This window comes from Alkalihalobacillus sp. MEB130, assembly GCF_032335535.1.
Taxonomy (GTDB): domain Bacteria; phylum Bacillota; class Bacilli; order Bacillales; family Bacillaceae_D; genus Halalkalibacter.
In genome coordinates, this window is the sequence record NZ_JAOANA010000003.1 from 249,385 (window position 1) to 268,928 (window position 19,544).

The 19,544-nt window shown below is 38.3% G+C and carries 18 protein-coding genes and 2 riboswitches; all 18 genes read left to right on the forward strand.

From position 1 onward, the window contains the following. Positions 1-5 precede the first annotated feature (5 nt). Complete coding sequence (locus N0O92_RS04795) at positions 6-359, forward strand: ArsR/SmtB family transcription factor (RefSeq protein WP_315613510.1); 354 nt, start codon at positions 6-8, stop codon at positions 357-359. 27 nt (positions 360-386) lie between these two features. After that, positions 387-1,697, forward strand: coding sequence for an arsenic transporter (locus N0O92_RS04800; protein ID WP_315613511.1), 1,311 nt, complete (start codon positions 387-389; stop codon positions 1,695-1,697). 69 nt (positions 1,698-1,766) lie between these two features. Beyond that, a complete protein-coding gene (arsC, locus tag N0O92_RS04805) occupies positions 1,767-2,186 on the forward strand; it encodes an arsenate reductase (thioredoxin) (RefSeq protein WP_315613512.1) in 420 nt (139 codons plus the stop codon). Positions 2,187-2,240: 54 nt separating this feature from the next. Further along, positions 2,241-2,597, forward strand: a complete 357-nt coding sequence (arsD, locus tag N0O92_RS04810; RefSeq protein WP_315613513.1) for an arsenite efflux transporter metallochaperone ArsD — start codon at positions 2,241-2,243, stop codon at positions 2,595-2,597. After that, on the forward strand, positions 2,594-4,357 hold the full coding sequence (gene arsA / locus N0O92_RS04815; protein WP_315613514.1) for an arsenical pump-driving ATPase: 1,764 nt from the start codon (positions 2,594-2,596) through the stop codon (positions 4,355-4,357). Before arsD ends, arsA begins: the two co-directional genes overlap by 4 nt. Positions 4,358-4,855: 498 nt before the next feature. Next, positions 4,856-5,236: an ArsR/SmtB family transcription factor gene (locus N0O92_RS04820; RefSeq protein WP_315613515.1), complete on the forward strand. Its 381-nt coding sequence runs from the start codon at positions 4,856-4,858 to the stop codon at positions 5,234-5,236. Beyond that, the gene (locus N0O92_RS04825) at positions 5,233-7,335 is read left to right on the forward strand and encodes a heavy metal translocating P-type ATPase (protein WP_315613516.1); all 2,103 of its coding nucleotides are present in this window, start codon (positions 5,233-5,235) and stop codon (positions 7,333-7,335) included. The genes N0O92_RS04820 and N0O92_RS04825 overlap by 4 nt, the downstream gene beginning before the upstream one ends. Positions 7,336-7,502: 167 nt before the next feature. Next, complete coding sequence (locus tag N0O92_RS04830) at positions 7,503-7,790, forward strand: hypothetical protein (protein WP_315613517.1); 288 nt, start codon at positions 7,503-7,505, stop codon at positions 7,788-7,790. A 309-nt stretch (positions 7,791-8,099) separates the two neighbouring features. Next, entirely contained in the window at positions 8,100-9,560 is a 1,461-nt protein-coding gene (locus N0O92_RS04835; protein WP_315613518.1) for a SulP family inorganic anion transporter, read from the forward strand. A gap of 117 nt (positions 9,561-9,677) precedes the next feature. Further along, positions 9,678-10,094: a universal stress protein gene (locus N0O92_RS04840; RefSeq protein WP_315613519.1), complete on the forward strand. Its 417-nt coding sequence runs from the start codon at positions 9,678-9,680 to the stop codon at positions 10,092-10,094. A gap of 119 nt (positions 10,095-10,213) precedes the next feature. Then, positions 10,214-11,380, forward strand: a complete 1,167-nt coding sequence (locus N0O92_RS04845; protein WP_315613520.1) for a GNAT family N-acetyltransferase — start codon at positions 10,214-10,216, stop codon at positions 11,378-11,380. A gap of 530 nt (positions 11,381-11,910) precedes the next feature. Beyond that, a complete protein-coding gene (locus tag N0O92_RS04850; protein WP_396334467.1) occupies positions 11,911-12,963 on the forward strand; it encodes a PstS family phosphate ABC transporter substrate-binding protein in 1,053 nt (350 codons plus the stop codon). Positions 12,964-13,049: 86 nt separating this feature from the next. Next, positions 13,050-14,006 carry a phosphate ABC transporter permease subunit PstC gene (gene pstC, locus N0O92_RS04855; RefSeq protein WP_315613522.1) on the forward strand — a complete coding sequence of 319 codons (957 nt, stop codon included), beginning with the start codon at positions 13,050-13,052 and terminating at the stop codon, positions 14,004-14,006. 2 nt (positions 14,007-14,008) lie between these two features. Continuing rightward, entirely contained in the window at positions 14,009-14,893 is an 885-nt protein-coding gene (pstA, locus tag N0O92_RS04860; protein WP_315613523.1) for a phosphate ABC transporter permease PstA, read from the forward strand. A gap of 72 nt (positions 14,894-14,965) precedes the next feature. Next, entirely contained in the window at positions 14,966-15,742 is a 777-nt protein-coding gene (gene pstB, locus N0O92_RS04865) for a phosphate ABC transporter ATP-binding protein PstB (RefSeq protein ID WP_315613624.1), read from the forward strand. A gap of 12 nt (positions 15,743-15,754) precedes the next feature. Further along, positions 15,755-16,408, forward strand: coding sequence for a phosphate signaling complex protein PhoU (phoU, locus tag N0O92_RS04870; protein WP_315613524.1), 654 nt, complete (start codon positions 15,755-15,757; stop codon positions 16,406-16,408). A 304-nt stretch (positions 16,409-16,712) separates the two neighbouring features. Then, complete coding sequence (locus tag N0O92_RS04875) at positions 16,713-17,099, forward strand: response regulator transcription factor (RefSeq protein ID WP_315613525.1); 387 nt, start codon at positions 16,713-16,715, stop codon at positions 17,097-17,099. A 92-nt stretch (positions 17,100-17,191) separates the two neighbouring features. After that, positions 17,192-17,360, forward strand: a riboswitch (M-box (ykoK) riboswitch). Positions 17,361-17,723: 363 nt separating this feature from the next. Next, positions 17,724-17,890: riboswitch (M-box (ykoK) riboswitch) on the forward strand. 239 nt (positions 17,891-18,129) lie between these two features. After that, positions 18,130-19,491, forward strand: coding sequence for a magnesium transporter (gene mgtE, locus N0O92_RS04880; RefSeq protein ID WP_315613526.1), 1,362 nt, complete (start codon positions 18,130-18,132; stop codon positions 19,489-19,491). The last annotated feature ends 53 nt before the right edge of the window (positions 19,492-19,544 follow it).

Genomic DNA, 19,544 nt, shown 5'->3' on the forward strand with positions numbered 1-19,544 from the left:
TGGAAATGAGTAAGACGATTTCTACTGTTGAAGTAGATACAGCGGCCAAAGTGTTAAAACTTCTTGGAGACAAAACACGTTTAACCATGATGGCGATGCTATCTGAAGATGAATGCTGTGTTTGTGAGTTTGTTGAATTGTTTCAAATGAGCCAACCATCAATAAGCCAACATCTTCGTAAGTTAAAAGATATTGGACTTGTGGAAGAGAAGAGAAAAGGCCAATGGATCTTCTATCGTATGAACAAAAATCATGAAACTTTTACATTAGTAGATAGCTTACTACAGCACATTCCGAGTCAGAAGGCGCGCTTAATCGAGCTTGAAAAACGTGGTTTGCGTGTCAGTTGTTGTGACTAAATATAGAAAGAATAAGGAGTGGAGACTATGACATCTGTTGTTTTAGCATCTCTCATTTTCTTGTTTACCCTCGTTCTTGTCATTTGGCAGCCGAAAGGACTTTCGATTGGCTGGTCAGCATCGATTGGTGCTATATTAGCATTGATTGTTGGTGTTGTAGATTTTGGCGATGTGGTGACGGTAACAGGAATAGTGTGGAATGCTACGTTAACATTTGTAGCCATTATAATTATTTCGTTAATCTTGGATGAGATTGGTTTCTTTGAGTGGTCAGCCTTGCATATGGCCCGATTTGCAAAAGGAAACGGCGTGAAAATGTTCCTTTATGTATCGCTTCTTGGCGCGGTTGTGGCAGCGCTCTTTGCTAATGATGGAGCTGCTCTTATTTTAACCCCTATTGTTTTAGCGATGGTTCGCGCGCTTCGCTTTAAAGAAGCGATGATCTTGCCTTTTATTATGGCAAGTGGATTTATTGCTGATACAACGTCATTGCCATTACTCGTAAGTAATTTAGTGAACATTGTATCGGCTGACTTTTTTGGAATCGGATTTGTTGAGTATGCTTCACGAATGATCGTACCAAACTTCTTTGCATTAGGAGCTAGTATACTTGTTCTCTATTTATATTTCCGAAAAGATATACCAAAAAATTATGATATGAACGAACTGAAAAAGCCAGTAGAAGCTATTAAAGATCCGAAATTATTCAAGATTTCATGGTATATATTAGCTTTCCTTCTAATTGGCTATTTTGTGAGTGAATTTATCCATTTACCGGTTTCTTTTGTGGCGATGCCTATTGCGATTATTTTCTATTGGATCTTCCGTACGATTAGTGCGAAGAATCCAGCTTTAAGTTCTGCCGGTATTATTAAGAGCGCACCATGGGCGATCGTTGTTTTCTCGATCGGAATGTATGTTGTTGTGTATGGCTTACGTAATGTTGGATTAACAGATCTTTTAGCTATTGTCATTGAAAGGTCAGCAGAACAAGGTTTGTTTGCTGGAACGATTGCGATGGGCTTTATTGCAGCAATCTTGTCCTCGATTATGAATAACATGCCGACTGTCATGATAAATGCGTTAGCGATAGCGGAAACGAATACGACTGGTGTGATGAGAGAGGCGCTCATTTATGCTAATATCATCGGATCAGATTTAGGTCCGAAAATCACTCCAATTGGGTCGCTTGCCACATTGTTGTGGCTTCATGTTCTTGCTCAAAAAGGAATGAAGATTTCATGGGGCTATTATTTTAAGGTCGGAATTATTTTAACGGTTCCTACGTTATTCATTACCCTTGTCGGTCTTTACTTATGGTTAGTTATCATTTTATAAATTCAGGCAAACTTTCTTGCTGGATTTCTATATATCAAATTAAATCAAATATTAAAGGAGCTATTTATGATGTCAAAACCAATTATCTATTTCTTATGTACAGGAAACTCATGCCGTAGCCAGATGGCAGAAGGGTGGGGCAAAAAATCTCTTGGAGATAAATACGACGTTTATTCGGCAGGAATTGAAGCACATGGTGTGAATCCAAATGCGGTGAAAGCAATGGCAGAAGCAGGTGTTGATATTTCTAGTCAAACATCAGATACAATTGATCCGGACATCTTGAAAAAAGCGGATTTGGTCGTGACATTATGTGGACACGCAAACGATGTATGTCCTGCTACCCCACCAAATAAAGACCGAGTTCACTGGGGATTTGATGACCCAGCGAAAGCAGAAGGGACAGAGGAAGAAAAATGGGCATTTTTCCAACGCGTCCGTGATGAAATTGGTGACCGCATCCAAACATTCGGAGAAACAGGAAAATAAAAAAACAGAGGGGGGGGTCAGACCCCTCTTTACTATACTAAAGGAGGGTTTGCGATGTCAGTGATAAGAGTGTATGATCCAGCGATGTGTTGTGCAACGGGGGTTTGTGGTCCAAGTGTGGACCCAGAATTAACTCGTGTAGCTACAGCTATTTTTTTATTAGAAAAGAAGGATATCGATATTAAACGCTTTAATCTAGGGTCTGAACCACAAGCCTTTATTGATGAAGCAAAAGTGCAAGAACTTTTAAATACAAAAGGAACAGAAGCTCTACCGGCAATCTTGGTTAATGGAGAAGTGAAGTTAGAAGGTCGTTATCCAACAAATGAGGAATTTGCAAAGTGGGCAGGTATTTTTGTTAGCGAGCTAACTAAGAAAAAAACGAAACCTAAAGGAATTGAATTACTATGAGCAGACGATTTCTACCAACTTCGGACACCATAACTTCTTATTTGTTTTTTACTGGAAAAGGAGGAGTTGGAAAAACTTCGACTGCTTGTGCTACGGCGGTTGCTTTAGCTGACGAAGGGAAGAACGTCTTAATTGTTAGCACAGATCCTGCTTCTAATTTGCAAGATGTGTTTGAAGTGGAAATAGGGTATGGTGCGACTTCAATTCCAAATGTCCCTAGGTTACATGCTATTAATCTAGATCCCGAAGAAGCTGCTGCTGCGTATCGCAATAAAGTTGTTGGCCCTTATCGTGACAAGCTTCCTGCTCCTGTTATCGCTCAAATGGAAGAACAATTGTCTGGAGCTTGTACGGTTGAAATCGCGGCATTTGATGAATTTGCATCGATTTTAACAAATCCGGAGCGAACAAATGAATACGACCATATTATTTTTGACACAGCTCCAACAGGCCATACACTTCGCTTACTTCAGCTTCCTACCGCTTGGTCATCTTTTCTTGAAGATAGCACGCATGGGGCTTCATGCCTTGGTCCACTTTCAGGACTCGGCGAAAAGAAAGAGCTATACACCCAAGCGGTAAAAGCGTTGTCTAATCCCGAGTTAACCACACTTGTTTTAGTTTCAAGACCAGACGAATCAGCTCTCCAAGAGGCAAGTCGAGCAGCAGACGAGTTAAAAGAGATAGGATTAACGAATCAAGTGCTGTTAATCAATGGAAAGCTACAACAATATGTAGAGGGAGATGCTGTTTCTACAGCCTTTTATAAACGTCAATTGAAAGCGTTAAAGAACATCCCGAAGAAACTAGCCGAATTAGCAACTTATGAACTTCCTTATGTACCTTATCAAATAACAGGGACCGCGGCGTTGCGTACGTTATTGAATGATGAGCCACTTGCACAGAAACAAGAAAATGAAGCTAACTTAACACGATCATCTGCATTAAAAGATGTGATCGAACAAATTGGCATGAAACAGCAAGGTGTTGTCATGACGATGGGAAAAGGAGGAGTTGGTAAGACAACAGTGGCTGCAGCAATTGCTGTTGGACTAGCTGAACGTGGTCATTCTGTACACTTAACAACGACAGACCCAGCTGCACATTTATCTTACGTGCTTGGAAAAGAAGTGGTAGGTAACTTGATTGTCAGTAAAATCGACCCTAAAGCTGAAGTGGAAGCTTATAAAGAAGAAGTGCTTACAAAGGCGAAAGAAACCGTCGATGAAAATGGACTGGCCTTTTTAGAAGAAGATCTGAATTCGCCATGTTCGGAAGAAATCGCAGTCTTTCGTGCGTTTGCTAATGTTGTAGACCAAGCTAACGGATCTTTTGTTGTCATTGATACAGCGCCTACGGGTCATACATTATTGCTACTAGACGCAGCTCAGTCGTATCATAAAGAGTTAGAAAGAGCGAGTGGTGAAGTGCCGGAATCTGTTATAAAGTTGTTACCAAGGTTGAGAAATAAAGAAGAAACAGATGTTGTAATTGTGACACTTCCCGAGGCAACCCCAGTTCATGAAGCTACTCGTTTGCAAGAGGATTTAGTTCGAGCAGAGATAACACCAAGTTGGTGGGTTGTTAACCAAAGTTTTGCGGCAACGCACACGACAGATGCAATCTTAAACGTTCGCGCTCAGTCTGAAATAAAATGGATCAAGCTTGTCGCCGCCGAGAGGTCAAGCCAAGTCGCTGTTATCCCGTGGCAATTAGAACTTGCTAAGGGATATGAACATGTAAAACAATTAACAAAGTGAGGGATGTAGAATGCAAATAACAGAATTAGCTGCGAGACGTTTGAAAACAACACTTAAGCAGCAAAAAGCCAAGGGAATTAGGCTCTATTTCGCGGGCATGGGCTGAGGTAGTCCAAAAATAGGACTGTCTCTGGATGAGCCAGCAAGTGACGATATCGTAAATACGATTCAAGGAATTAAAGTAGCAATTGATAAAACGATTGAAAAAGAAACGACTGAGCTTACGCTTGACTATATCGATAATAAAAAGCAGGGCGGGTTTACGTTACTCGGACAATCGGACTGTTGTTAAAGATAGGCTTGCCAAAAGGACTGTTATTTGCCCTTTTGGCAAGCCCTTTTTTGATTCCCTTGCGAAAGTGATGATAGAGTTATGATATATAGTAAGACCGAGCAAGTAATGGAACAATCCATGCTTGCTTTTTTTGTTCACTTTTTTGCCATGAATGAATATACTAATAATCAAATGAATGTTTGAATGAAATGAGGCTGATCACAATGGCGAAGGAAAAACAACAACAAACGGAAACATGTGAAGTTTTCTTATATGATGAACAAGTTGTAGGAAAAGTAAAAGAACAAATAGCGCATCAACGTTTTGATTTACTTGCAGATATGTTTAAAGTTCTGGCTGATGAAACACGTGTAAAAATAGCGTATGCACTTTGTCAAGAAACGGAACTGTGTGTCTGTGATGTTGCTTCGATTATTGGAACAACCAATGCAACAGCTTCTCATCATTTACGACATCTCAAAAACCTTCGAATTGCCAAAAGTGAAAAAAGAGGAAAGCTCGTCTTTTATTCTCTAGATGACGAACACATACGAACGTTACTATTAACAGCGATTGCCCATCAAAATGAGGAAGTGAGCAAATGAGCCATGAAAATAAGTATCTTGTGCAAGGTTTTACTTGTGCCAATTGTGCTGCTCAGTTTGAGAGGAATGTACAGAAATTATCAGGAGTTGAATCAGCAGAAGTGAATTTTCAAGCTTCCACGATTACAGTAATTGGAGATGTGACAAAAAAGGAAGTAGAAAAAGAAGGAGCCTTTGAAAATCTGAAACTATATAAAGAAGATGAACAAATTGTACAAAGCTCTAAATGGAGATCATCTGCAACATGGAAAACGATCCTATCTGGTCTCCTACTTCTTTCGGGTTTTATCGTTCATGGAACAGTAGGGGAAGGATTTCTGGCCATTCTTTTCTATGCTTCTTCTATGGCAATTGGAGGATATCGCCTTTTTGTTCAAGGGCTGAAAAACCTAACGCAAGCTCGGTTTGATATGAAAACATTAATGACGATAGCGGTCATAGGGGCTGCTATTATTGGGGAATGGGGAGAAGGTGCAACGGTTGTCTTTCTTTTTGCCATTAGCCAGATGCTAGAAACGTACTCAATGGATCGAGCGAGAAGGTCCATCAGTTCGTTGTTTGAAAACACGCCTAAAAAAGCGAGAACGTGGAGAGACGGTTCGTGGAGAGACGTTCATGTGAAAGACCTTGCTGTTGGGGAAAAAGTTATGATTCGACCAGGAGAAAAAGTAACCGTGGATGGGATTGTAAAAAAAGGAGTTTCTTCTATTAATCAAGCAGCTATTACAGGGGAATCCATTCCAGTAGAAAAACAAGTAGGTGATACTGTTTTTGCTGGGACGCTAAATGAAGATGGACAGCTTGAAGTAGAAATAACCAAACGTAATGAAGACTCAACCCTTTCGAAAATGTTGAAATTAGTAGAAGAGGCTCAGGCAAAACGTGCCTCAGCAGAAGCGTTCATTGATCGTTTTGCCAAAGTATATACTCCCATTATTATTGCCATTGCCATTGTCGTTTCCGTTGTGCCACCAATCTTCTTTCAAGGAGAGTGGAGTAGTTGGATCTATCAAGGACTCGCTGTCTTAGTCGTTGGTTGCCCTTGTGCCTTAGTCATCTCAACCCCTGTATCAATTGTAACCGCACTTGGAACGGCAGCCCGTCATGGTGTGTTGATTAAAGGTGGCATCCATCTAGAAGAAGCAGGTCGGGTTGACGCTGTTGCGTTCGATAAGACAGGAACATTAACAAAAGGCAAGCCAGAGGTTACGAATATGTGGGTCTCAGAGCAAACGACGGAGAATGAATTTTTAAACGTAATGGCCTCACTTGAACAAAATTCCAAACACCCTCTCGCTTTAGCGATTCTTACGTTCATAGAGGGAAAAATGAATACTAGTTTGGAAGAGGTAACTGATTTTTACTCTGAGACAGGAAAGGGAGTAACAGGAACGATAAACAAAGTGAGCTATTTTGTAGGAAGTGTTGGCTATATAAACGAAGTGACTCATATGTCTGATGAGGTTATAAGTCAGGTGCAGCAATTCAAAAGTGATGGAAAAACTGTGGTTCTTTTAGCGACCTCTCAAAACGTAATCGGAATGCTAGCTCTTGCCGATTCGGTCCGTGACGAAAGCATAGGATTAATGAAAGCTCTGCACAACATGGGCATAAGAAATACCATTTTGCTAACAGGGGATCATGAGAAGTCTGCCCAAATGATTGCAAATGAAGTAGGAATGACGAATATAAAAGCAAATTTGTTGCCGGATGAAAAGGTGAATTATGTGAAGGCGTTACGTGAGGGAGGTGCTCATGTTGCTATGGTTGGTGACGGGGTTAATGATGCAGCGGCACTTGCTACAGCAAATGTTGGAATTGCAATGGGCGGAGCTGGTTCAGACGTTGCCTTAGAAACAGCGGATATTGTTTTTATGAAAGACGATTTATCCAAACTCCCTTTTACGGTCCTGTTAAGCCGCAAAGCAAAAAGAGTGATTAAGCAAAATATTACGTTATCTCTTTTGCTCAAATTGCTGGCGCTCTCTCTTGTTATTCCAGGATGGCTTACTTTATGGATTGCGATTATTGCTGATATGGGTGCAACGTTGCTTGTAACATTAAATGGTTTAAGGTTACTAAAAATAAAGAAAAACTAATTTTAATAGGGAGCGGGCCAACAGTTTTCATGTCAGCTGTTGGCCCACTCCCTATTATTGGGTAAGTAGAAATTGGAAAACTATATCTCAATAAATGTAAACAATTTTTTTCTATTATCAAGTAAAATAGTATAGAAAACTAGTATGGTAGAGTGGGGAGTATGGACATGCTTTTCTTATTATTGTTAGTTTTATTAGCTGGGGGTTTACTAATAGGAGGAATTCAAAGAATTTTTATTAGAAAGGAAAATCCCGATATTGAACAACTTTGGGCAGAGTTAGATCAACAAGAATGGTTTAAACAGTTAATTGAACAACCAGAAAGAAATGCTTGGGTGGTATCTGACAAAGAAAGTGGATTGTTACAAGATCCGTATTTTTGTAAAAAGATTTTAGAAAAAGAAGTTCACCGTGACATGTTCATAAAATATATAACAGAGAAAACAACAAAGTGATCTGAAGAATCTTGGTGATGAACTCAAGGTTCTTTTATTTTCTGCATTATTTTCTAAACATTCATTTGATTCTTCGTAATGCAATATTTAGTTTGGGCGATTTTATGACTTTTTTATTGGAAGTAGAGAAACATAAAGAAAATGATAGAAAAATAAAGGAAAACAATTATGATGAACGCTTACATTAAAGTTTGAAATTTTGTGTGATGATGGTAAGATACTGTTTGTTAACAACGGACCCCGACTTTTGTGAGAGTCAAAAGTCGAAATTAGAAGAAACAAAAAACTTAATAGGAAAGAGGTGTTAGATTGAACATTCAATCTATTAAACAAGAATGGTTTGGGAATGTAAGAGGCGACGTAATGGCCGGTCTAGTCGTAGCTCTTGCTCTCATCCCAGAAGCGATTGCCTTCTCCATTATTGCAGGTGTTGACCCAATGGTTGGGCTTTACGCTTCGTTTTGTATTGCCGTTGTCATTGCTTTTGTAGGTGGACGACCAGGGATGATTTCTGCTGCAACCGGTGCAATGGCATTGCTAATGGTTACACTTGTAGCTGATCATGGTCTGCAGTATTTGTTAGCTGCGACAATACTAACAGGGGTATTTCAGATTTTATTTGGTGTTTTTAAACTCGCTAGAATTATGAAATTTGTACCTCGTTCCGTCATGGTTGGATTCGTAAACGCGCTAGCGATTTTAATTTTTATGGCTCAGCTTGAACAATTTGTAGATGCAACATGGGTCATGTACGCGCTCGTTGCAGCGACACTAGTCATTATTTATGGACTTCCTAGAATTACAAAGGCTGTTCCATCTGCTTTAGTTGCTATTGTTATGATTACAGCCGTCGTTATTTTTATGGGTATTGATATTCGTACAGTAGGTGACATGGGGGCATTAACTCAAGCCTTACCTATGTTCTTAATTCCGCAAATTCCTTTCAATTTAGAAACTCTTATGATCATTTTGCCATATTCACTTGCACTAGCTATAGTTGGTCTCCTTGAATCCCTTTTAACAGCAAATATCGTTGACGATATGACTGACACTGAAAGTGATAAGAATAAAGAGAGCCGGGGACAAGGGATAGCTAATATTGTAGCTGGTTTCTTTGGAGGAATGGCTGGTTGTGCGATGATTGGACAATCAGTAATTAATGTAAAATCTGGAGGACGCGGTCGTCTTTCCGCGTTAGTAGCTGGCGTAGTACTAATGTTCTTAATTTTGGTACTTGGAGGCCTAGTCGTACAAATTCCAATGGCGGCTCTTGTTGGGGTAATGTTCATGGTATCTTTAAGTACATTTGATTGGAGCTCTGTTCGAAACATTAACAAACTGCCTCGTACAGATGCAATTGTTATGGTCGTTACGGTAGCTACTGTTGTTATTACACATAACCTGGCAATGGGTGTATTCGCCGGTGTTCTTTTAAGTGCGATCTTCTTCGCTGCGAAAATATCAAAAGTACATGTAGAGAAAAGTTATGTCAATCATTTAGATAAGCAAGTCTATAAAATTCACGGTCAAATCTTCTTTGCTTCTGTTACAGACTTTGTGAATCAATTTGACTACAAGCAAGATGTGAAAAATGTTGAAATTGATTTAACAAATGCCCACTTATGGGATGACTCCGCTATAGGGGCCTTAGATAAGATTGAAGGCAAGTTTGAGCAAAGTGGTATTCAAGTAAATTATGTAGGGTTAAATGCAGAAAGCGAAAAGTTAAAAGATAAAATCGGTGGGATTTCAAAAGCATCAGGTCACTGATTTCACAAGACAGAGGTGGAAACCTCTGTCTTTTATTTTACATACTTTACAAGACTCTTGCGTTTGATTACGATAAAAATAGGTAAAAGTAAGATAGTAGCAGAGGGGGATATAACAATGTTCAAAAGTATTTTACTAGCTTCCGATGGCTCAGAGCATTCATTTCGTGCAGCTGAAAAAGCAGTAGGTTTAGCAAAACTGCATAACGGAGCAATTGATATTGTATATTCTGTTGATGGTTCGACATCGAAAACAGATGTTCTAACCAATAACAGCAAGTTTGAAATTGAGCGAAAACGAAAAGAGAAACTTGCTCCAATAGTGGAGCTTATAAAAAAAGAAAATCTTCCATACAATGTACATATTATACAAGGAGAGCCAGGTCCAACCATTGTTAACTTTGCCAATAAAGGAAACTATGACTGTGTAGTGATTGGTTCTCGTGGGTTAAACAAACTACAAACAATGGTACTAGGTAGCGTTAGTCACAAAATAGCAAAACGCGTAGAAGTACCCGTGCTAATTGTTAAATAATAATGACAATGATCCACTCTTACATTATGTAAGAGTGGTTTTGTGCTTTTTAGAAGGTATTTATGAAAATAAACAGAAATACAATGTTTGTAAAAAAGCCTTTGAGGGAGAGAGATACTTTGAAAATCATCAACATTGGGGAAGAGAAATATGAGGAAGCGGTTCGATTATCAGAATACGCGTTTCAATATACAGTAGCAGAAGAGCAAGTTCAGGAACGCATTGAACAAATGAAGAAGCATCATCATTTAATAGGAATTGTAGAAGAAGATCAATTAATTGCTAAACTTCACTTTCTCCCATTGGAGATCTTTTTAAATGGTAAAAAGATAAAGATGGGCGGAATTGCAGGGGTGGCAACATATCCAGAATATAGAAGGAACGGGTATGTTAAAGGAATGTTAACCCACATTTTGAAATCTATGAGAGAGGATGGCTACACAATATCGATGCTCCACCCTTTTTCTGTAGCGTTTTACCGTAAGTTTGGCTGGGAATTATTCACTGATCAATTAACCGTGACTATGAAAAATACCGATTTGAAATTCCAACAAGAAGCATCAGAAAAGGTACAACGTTATAGCAATTCAGTCGCTGTTTCAGAACTGAAAGCAATTTATGAGCAATACGGGAAAAAGTTTAATGGAATGTTAGTGCGGAGTGATGACTGGTGGAAGAAAATCGTAAAAGATAAACATGTAGCTATTTATACGAATCAAGCAAAACAATTGAACGGTTACTTCACATATGTTGTAAAGGACAAAAAAATGAAAGTAGAAGAATTCGTTGCATTAAATGGCGAAGCAAGAAGAGGACTTTGGAATTACATCTGTCAGCACGATTCGATGATTGATGAGCTCGAAATGATTTTAGAAGAAAGAGAGCCGCTATTGTTTTCATTAGATGAACCTCGAGTGAAGAGGGAACTGACTCCATATTTTATGACAAGAATAGTCGATGTGGAAGCCTTTTTACATCAGTATCGTTTTAATTGGCAAGATGATGAAGAGACCGTATTACAGATAACGGATGCTTATGCACCGTGGAATAATCAAACGTTCTTATTAAAAGATGGAGAAATTACGGTTATGAACAAAAGCCAAAGGGAAGAAAAGAGGGCAAGTACTCTATGTTTATCTATTAATGCACTAGCAGCTATTCTTTTTGGTTATAAGCGGCCTGAGAATTTAATGGAAATCGGAGAAGTGTCAGGAGACGATGCAGCTATAGATGCCTTTGAAAAACTTGTTCCGCATGAAAGTCCGTTTTTTTATGATTTCTTTTAGAAAGTCATTCGTTTATAGAGCGGGAATTTGGGATGTGAACAGAATTCCCCTATTATTAATGTGGATTTTCAAGCGAAAAGGGAACCGGTCGATTATGGTAAGTTAAGTGGACTGTGGGTCCGCTATTATACTGATTATAGGGGGGTTTTTGTTCTATCTGGACAGAGAATCCCCTATTTTACTTAACAGTGCTAAAGAATTCTATTTTTACAGTAAATTAGGTTAACTGTGTCCGCTTACTCCTCATATAAGGTTAATTCTTTATAAATAAGGCCCCTGGAGTCCACTTGTACTTTTGTTTGAGACAACCTACACCTCTGTATAAAGATTCTAATCGTTACGCTGCACGCCTAAAGGGGAGGGGCGCTCCTATAAGCTAAAAATAAAGCAGTGGCTCCGCACTTCACTAAGAAGACAACCCACAAGGGAAGGACATCCTTGTGGGTTGTCTTCTTTTACAAAACCTTTACATTATGACCATACCTGCTTAACATTGCTCTACTATACTAGCAATTGTGAGAGAGAGAAACATGCTCCTCGATAAATACTTGCATATAAAAAGGGAGGACAATGAAGTGAAAAAGCTTTTATTGTTTGTAGCAATGGTTGCAGTAATGTTAGTGGCAGCAGCATGTGGGAGTGGAAGTGAAGAAACAACATCGGAGACAAATGAGCAAACAGCTTCTGAACAAACAGAGGCTACTGAAGATGTAGCAGAAGAAGCAACAACAGAATTAGAAGGTAGTGTGGTAGTAGATGGTTCAGGTACGGTTTACCCTTTAATGTCAGTTGTTGCTGAAGAATATATGTACACGGAGCAAGAGAATGTATCTGTTGAAGTAAGTCGTGCTGGTACGAGTGCTGGATTTGGAAGATTTTTAGTTGAAAACGGAACAGACTTTAATAATGCTTCGCGTGAAATCAAAAATGAAGAAATGGCAGAAGCTGATGCAGCTGGATTTGAAGTGATGGAGATGAAAGTAGCATTAGACGGTTTAACATTCGTTATTAACAAAGAAAACGATTGGGCGACAGAGTTAACAAAAGAAGAGTTAATTTCGATTTTTAAGCATGATGGCGGCGTGACTAAATGGTCTGATATTCGTCCAGAGTTTCCAGATGAGGAAATTCACGCAATGGGACCAAATGAAAACCACGGAACGTACGAGTTTTTCTATGAAAAAATTCTAGAAAAAGAAGATTTAGTAGATGGTGTTAACTTACAACAAGAATATTCAACTCTTGTGAACTTAGTATCAGAAGATGTAAATGGAATTGCATTCTTTGGTTTTGGTTATTACGTAAACAACCAAGATAAATTGCAAGCTGTACATGTTGATTTTGGAAATGGTCCTGTAGAACCAACTCTTGAAACGATTGGTGAAGATGCAGATTATGCACCATTTACTCGTCCTGTATTCACTTACTTAAATGTGGACAATGCAAAGGCAAATCCACAAGTATTAGATTTCGCCCTATTTGTGGCAAACAATGTAAATGAATTTGCTGGTCAAACTGGATTTGCTCCATTACCAGAAGAAGAAGTACTAGCTTATGTTGACGTGTTAGAAGGATTAAAATAAGTAGCATGATTCGGAGGATGAGGGCAATTCATTGTTCTCATCCTCTACTATGTATGAGTGAAATGGGGCTAAAAGGGGTGCCGAAGATGGAAGCAAACAGCGCGTTACAAAAGGGGAACGCTGTTAACGTTCGAGAAATGATTGATGAAAAGAAAAGTAAACGGAGTCTGACAAATGTTTTAGAGAAAGTAATGCCGAAAGTGCTTCTTGCTATTGCAACAATATCGATCTTAACAACGATTGGAATCTTATTTACATTATTAAGTGAGACGGTAGAGTTTTTTAGTAGAATTCCATTTCTTGATTTCTTTACTGGAACGGTACTACGACCCTTAAGTCAAAACCCTGAATTTGGTGTTTTGCCATTATTAACGGGAACGATCATATCTTCGGTAATCGCTATGTTTGTAGCTGTTCCGATTGGTCTCATGACCGCTATTTATTTAAGTGAGTATGCTTCAGATAAAGTTAGAAGGTTTTTAAAACCAATGCTAGAACTTTTAGCTGGAATTCCTACGATTGTTTATGGATTCTTTGCTTTTACCTTCGTAACACCTATTTTAAGAGAGTTTATTCCAGGACTCCAAGCAACCAATATACTAAGTCCAGGAATTGTAATGGGAATAATGATTATTCCGATGGTCGCTTCTTTGTCGGAAGATGCGATGAGTTCGGTACCTAACTCGATGAGAGAAGGAGCGTTAGCGCTCGGTTCTACAAAATTAGAAATGACTAGAAAAGTAATTATCCCTGCTGCTATGTCTGGGATTGTAGCTTCCTTTGTTCTTGGGATTTCACGTGCAATTGGAGAAACGATGATTGTAACGATTGCAAGTGGTAGTTCGAAAAACTTTACTTTTGACATTACTCAATCTATGCAGACGATGACTGCATACATTGTTGAGGTTTCTAGTGGGGATGCCCCGTCTGGATCCACTATATATTACAGTTTATACGCTGTAGCCATGACGTTATTTGTATTTACTTTTATGATGAACTTACTAGCTAGATATATCTCTCGTAAGTTTAGGGAGGAATATTAAGAATGAAATATGTAGATACAGCATTAGTTCAAAAGAAAATGAATTCTCGTTTATTTTTAAATAAGTTTGCGAAAACTGCCTTTTTACTTTCGACTTTATTTGGCCTTATCGTTCTTGCCGTTTTAATTTTCAGAGTGATTTCGGATGGGATCGGTTGGATCAACATGGATTTTATAACTGGAAGATTATCAACGAATGCAGACCGAGCTGGAATTATGGGAGCGATTCTCGGGACGTTATGGTTAATGCTTGTCGTTGCACCTGTTACGATGTTTGTGGGTGTCGGAACAGCGATTTATTTAGAATGCTATGCTAAAAAAGGACGAATCCATTCAATCATTCAAACAAATATCTCTAATTTAGCAGGGGTCCCGTCGATTGTGTTTGGTATTTTGGGATTAACGATTTTTGTTCGTGCGTTGGATTTTGGAAATGTCATTTTAGCTGGTGGTTTGACAATGTCATTATTAGTACTACCTATTGTGGTTGTAGCGAGTCAGGAAGCGATTCGTGCGGTTCCTGCACATTTAAGTGAAGCTTCATTTGGAATGGGAGCAACCAAATGGCAAACGATTAAAAATATTATATTACCGGCTGCGTTACCAGGGATTTTAACGGGAGCCATTCTTTCTTTATCACGTGCGATTGGGGAGACAGCTCCACTCGTTGTAATTGGAATTCCTGCGTTATTAATTCCTTTCCCTGGTGGGATTATGGACCGTTTTACCGTATTACCGATGCAAATTTATTATTGGACACTGGACTCGTCTCTTGTAGCTGAATATGCAAATTTGGCTGCTGCTACGATTGTCGTTTTGTTAGTTGTTTTGTTTTTGTTAAATTCAATTGCTATTGTCATTCGTAATAAATTCCAACAAAGGTATTAATTTTTAAGGGGGTAAAAAATAATGGCTTTGTCACAGAAAGCGAATATAGAGTATCATACAAACGGTGGACCAATGGAACAGGCAGTAACAGATAAAAAGGTAGTTTATGACACCAAGGATCTGAATCTTTGGTATGGAAAAGATCATGCTTTAAAAAATATTAATTTGTCTATTTACGAAAAGGAAGTAACAGCTATTATTGGGCCTTCTGGATGCGGAAAATCAACTTATATAAAAACATTAAATCGAATGGTTCAATTAGTACCATCTGTGAAAATCTCTGGTGATATTTCGTATCGTGGAAAAAGTATTTTAGATAAATCTTATCATGTTGAAGATTTACGTACTCGTGTCGGAATGGTTTTTCAAAAACCAAATCCATTTCCTAAATCCATTTATGATAATGTTGCATATGGACCAAGAATACACGGCATTAAAAACAAAAAAATCTTAGATCAAATTGTTGAAAAAAGCCTACGTGGTGCAGCGATATGGGATGAGGTTAAAGATCGCCTTCACGAAAATGCGTACGGGTTATCAGGTGGACAACAACAACGTCTTTGTATCGCTCGTTGTTTAGCAATCGAACCAGACGTTATTTTAATGGATGAGCCGACATCAGCGCTTGATCCGAAATCCACACTAAAAGTGGAAGAATTAATTCAAGAACTGAAGAAAGATTATTCCATCATTATCGTTACTCACAATATGCAGCAAGCTGCTCGTATTTCAGACAAGACTGCATTTTTCTTAAATGGGGAAGTGGTCGAATACGATCAAACAGATGTGATTTTTTCTAATCCATCCGATAAACGTACAGAAGATTATATAACAGGTAGATTCGGATAAGAAGGTGTAGCTATGGCTATTCGTGAAAGTTTCCATTCGCAACTTGATTTAGTCAAGCATCAACTTTTAGAAATGGGAACAAGAATTGAAGATATATTGGAGCAAATGATTCAAGCATTTGCTTCATCAGATGCTAACAGAATGGAACAAATTATTAAAGATGATTATCTTATAAACCAGCTAGAGATTGAGATGCATGATCAAGTAACACGGATCATATCGAGGCAACAACCTGTAGCGACTGACTTAAGAAAATTAATTGTAGCATTAAAGATTTCGAGTGATTTAGAGCGGGTAGCTGATTTAGTTGTTGATATTGCTAAACAATCCAAACGAATGAAAAAAGATAGTCTTCTGACATTTCAAGTGAAGATCGTGGCGATGTACACATTGGCCCAAAAAATGATTCATGAGTCATTAGAATCATTTCGAAATACAGATTTATTACTCGCTCAGAAAATTGCAGGAATGGACGACAAGGTAGATTCAATGTATGGAGAGTTAATTCGAGAGCTTTTTAAACTAAATGATGATCGAATTGAGATTGACCAAATTACCCAATTAGCGTTCATAGGTCGATACATTGAAAGAATTGCGGATTATGCGACAAACATAGCCGAGTGGGTCGTTTATGAAGTGAATGGGAAACATTTTGATCTCAATTGAAGGTACAAATCAAAGAAATCCCCTTAATAGTTTCTGAATAAAAAAGATGCAAGGTGAACTTTAATCGCCTTGCAATCTTATTGTCTAGAAGATAACAACATCATCAAAGAAGACCATCGATCCTAAATATCGTTGGTTTTTTGTTTAGTTTTTTCGTGAAAAACAGTATAAATTACATTTGAAACAATTGCTTAAAAGGGTGAAAGAAATTAATATAAATAATGTAAATTACAAATGTGAAAATTAGGTGAACCATACATTTAGAAAGAAAAAACAGAAATTTCTAATAAGGAGTGGATGGTCTTTGAGTCTCATAAGAGAAACAGCACCAAGAATTGCTTTGGTGGAAGATGAACCGTCGCATGCATTACTCATTCATTACAACTTGGAGTTAAGAGGAATGAACGTTTCACTTTTTGAAAGTGGAGAAAAATTTCTTAACGAGAGCCAGCAACATTATGATTTGATTATTATTAATGGTGAAATTTTTGATATTAATGGCTTACATTTATGCTCACAGATTAAGGGAGGCGGCATTACAACTCCGATTCTATTTGTAACGACGAATCCCCGTTTAGACAATAGTTGCTGTAAGCTTGAACAAGTAGAATACATATTGAAGCCTTTTTCGATAAAAGACTTAGTTTCAAAAGTGGATCAAGCATTGAGTCATCAATGTATAGGGGCATAAGACCTCAGTTTCCCAATTATTGTTAGCGAGGATTTATTTTTTTTAAAGGTTGACACATATCCTATCATGCTGTAAAGTCATCAATGTAAAATTAAATACCTCGTTAGGTGAGGCTCCTGTGCTGGAGATACGCTGCTGCCCAAAAATGTCCAAAGACGCCAATGGGTCAACAGAAACCATCGACATAAGGTGGTTTTTAATGTAGCTGGAATATTTATTCCTATGCCGCACAGTGCTAAAGCTCTACGAATGGAGGACGTTAAAAAGGCTTATTTGCTGTGTCATGATACCAGATCGGTACGAATGATACTGCCTTATTTCGTGATGTGAAAGACACCTTCATTCGGTTGAAGGTGTCTTTTTTAGCATGATAGAGTCTTCATGTAAGAGGAAGAATCATAATCGGGGGGTGGTATGAATTGGATCATAGTCCAGAACCCGCATATTTACACTTGAAAAGTCTAGGTCAGGACATGTTATTCATTCATGTCACAACAAAAGGGCACTAGAGTTAGTGGAAATAGGCGTTTATCTGTTCACGAATTTGCCTTTAGGACATATAATTTATTAATGACAATTATTTTGCTCAAGGTAAACTTATCTTGTTTATTTACATGAAAATTGAATAACCCTCGTTAGGTGAGGCTCCTGTGTAGGAGATATGCTGCTGCCCAAAAACGTCCAAAGACGCCAATGGGTCAACAGGAACCATCGACATAAGGTGGTTTTTAATGTAGCTGGAATATATTCCTATGCCGCACAGTGCTAAAGCTCTACGAATGGAGGAAATTAGGCTAAGTGTATGTTGCACTTGTTTATTTGCCATGCTTTAAAGCACCCTCCATTTGCGAGTGGTGTTTTTTAATATGTTTTGAAGATGAGGTGATGTGGAATGGATGTAGATGGTTCATATACAAAAAAAGCAAAATGCATAGGTTACCAGTTATTGAAAAAAATAAGTGAGGTAGAAGTCCATTCCCTTCTAGAAAGAAGTGGTTACATGGGCTCCTAGTCTAAGGAGGATGGAGCAATGGTAAAATTAGATGAACAAAACCGTGAAGAATATGAAAAGTTAATTTTAGATACATTGAAAGCAGAAGATCGTGAGCAGTTTCGTGAAACGTTTTTAGAGTTGCACCCAACAGATCAAGTCGATATTTTTGTGCAACTAGATTATGATTCACGACATAGAGTATATGACTATTTATCGCCCGAAGATTTCTCTCATATCTTTGAGGGATTAGAGATTGATGATCAAAAACGAATATATCTAGAACTAGATGAAGGTTATTCTTCTGAAATGTTCAATAATATGTTTGCAGATGATGTTGCTGACTTTTTAGCTGAGATAAAAGGTGAGAAAGCAGAAGACATCTTATTAAAAATGAACAAGGAAGAAGCAAAAGAAGTAAAAGAGCTTATGTCATATACACCGGAAACAGCTGGGGCTATTATGACAAAAGAGTATGTTAGTATATCGTCAACCGATGTAGCTTCTAAAGTTATTGAAAAACTAAGAGATGATGCGCCAGATGCGGAGACGATCTACTACTTATATGTCGTAGATGAACTAGAAAAATTAGTCGGAGTTGTTTCACTTAGAGATCTGATTACTGCTCCAGCTGATGAAGTCATTGAAAACGTCATGAGCACACGAGTGGTATCTGTTCAAGATGATATGGATCAGGAAGATGTAGCCAAGCTTATTAAAAAGTATGATTTCTTAGCAGCACCTGTTGTGACGAAACAAAATCATCTCGTTGGGATCGTCACCTTTGATGATGTTATCGACATTTTAGAAGAAGAAGCAACCGAGGATTTAGGAGAGATTTCTGCAGCAAAAGGGGCAACAGATGTGAACGTAAGCGCGTTTACTGCAGCTCGCAAGCGTTCTCCTTGGATTATTCTTCTTATGTTCTTTGGACTTATTACAGCAGAAGTCATTGGTCAATTCGAAGAAACGTTAGAAGCAATTGTGTTATTAGCGGCCTTTATTCCCCTTATTATGGACTCAGCCGGTAATACAGGAACACAGTCATTAGCTGTTGCCGTTCGTGGTTTAGCGTTAGGGACAATTAAAAAAGGCAGCATTGGCAAGATGATTAGGAGAGAATTTGGAACAGGTCTGATGCTTGGGCTTATTTGTATGATTGTCTTGGCTATTACGGTTACATTAATTCACGGGCACTGGATTTTAGCATTGATTGTTGGTTTTTCGATTTTCTGTACACTGAGTATCGCAACAGTGATTGGTGCGACCGTTCCTCTCATTATTAACAAATTAAAACTAGATCCTGCGATTGCATCAGGTCCATTTATTACAACTGTAAATGATATTCTTGGTTTATTAATTTATTTCTCAATTGCTACAGCATTACTAGATTTCTTGTAAACTAAAGCAATGTTATCTATAGGGGGTTTCCGAAGACTTTTTTCGGAAACCTC

Excerpts from the sequence above, each read along its gene's own strand:
- phoU (WP_315613524.1), top strand. The coding sequence starts at position 15,755 with ATGGCTATTCGTGAAAGTTTCCATTCGCAACTTGATTTAGTCAAGCAT.
- arsD (WP_315613513.1), top strand. The coding sequence starts at position 2,241 with ATGTCAGTGATAAGAGTGTATGATCCAGCGATGTGTTGTGCAACGGGG.
- arsC (WP_315613512.1), top strand. The coding sequence starts at position 1,767 with ATGTCAAAACCAATTATCTATTTCTTATGTACAGGAAACTCATGCCGT.
- N0O92_RS04840 (WP_315613519.1), top strand. The coding sequence starts at position 9,678 with ATGTTCAAAAGTATTTTACTAGCTTCCGATGGCTCAGAGCATTCATTT.
- N0O92_RS04820 (WP_315613515.1), top strand. The coding sequence starts at position 4,856 with ATGGCGAAGGAAAAACAACAACAAACGGAAACATGTGAAGTTTTCTTA.
- N0O92_RS04830 (WP_315613517.1), top strand. The coding sequence starts at position 7,503 with ATGCTTTTCTTATTATTGTTAGTTTTATTAGCTGGGGGTTTACTAATA.
- N0O92_RS04850 (WP_396334467.1), top strand. The coding sequence starts at position 11,911 with ATGCTCCTCGATAAATACTTGCATATAAAAAGGGAGGACAATGAAGTG.
- arsA (WP_315613514.1), top strand. The coding sequence starts at position 2,594 with ATGAGCAGACGATTTCTACCAACTTCGGACACCATAACTTCTTATTTG.
- N0O92_RS04795 (WP_315613510.1), top strand. The coding sequence starts at position 6 with ATGAGTAAGACGATTTCTACTGTTGAAGTAGATACAGCGGCCAAAGTG.
- pstC (WP_315613522.1), top strand. The coding sequence starts at position 13,050 with ATGGAAGCAAACAGCGCGTTACAAAAGGGGAACGCTGTTAACGTTCGA.
- pstA (WP_315613523.1), top strand. The coding sequence starts at position 14,009 with ATGAAATATGTAGATACAGCATTAGTTCAAAAGAAAATGAATTCTCGT.
- mgtE (WP_315613526.1), top strand. The coding sequence starts at position 18,130 with ATGGTAAAATTAGATGAACAAAACCGTGAAGAATATGAAAAGTTAATT.
- N0O92_RS04825 (WP_315613516.1), top strand. The coding sequence starts at position 5,233 with ATGAGCCATGAAAATAAGTATCTTGTGCAAGGTTTTACTTGTGCCAAT.
- pstB (WP_315613624.1), top strand. The coding sequence starts at position 14,966 with ATGGAACAGGCAGTAACAGATAAAAAGGTAGTTTATGACACCAAGGAT.
- N0O92_RS04800 (WP_315613511.1), top strand. The coding sequence starts at position 387 with ATGACATCTGTTGTTTTAGCATCTCTCATTTTCTTGTTTACCCTCGTT.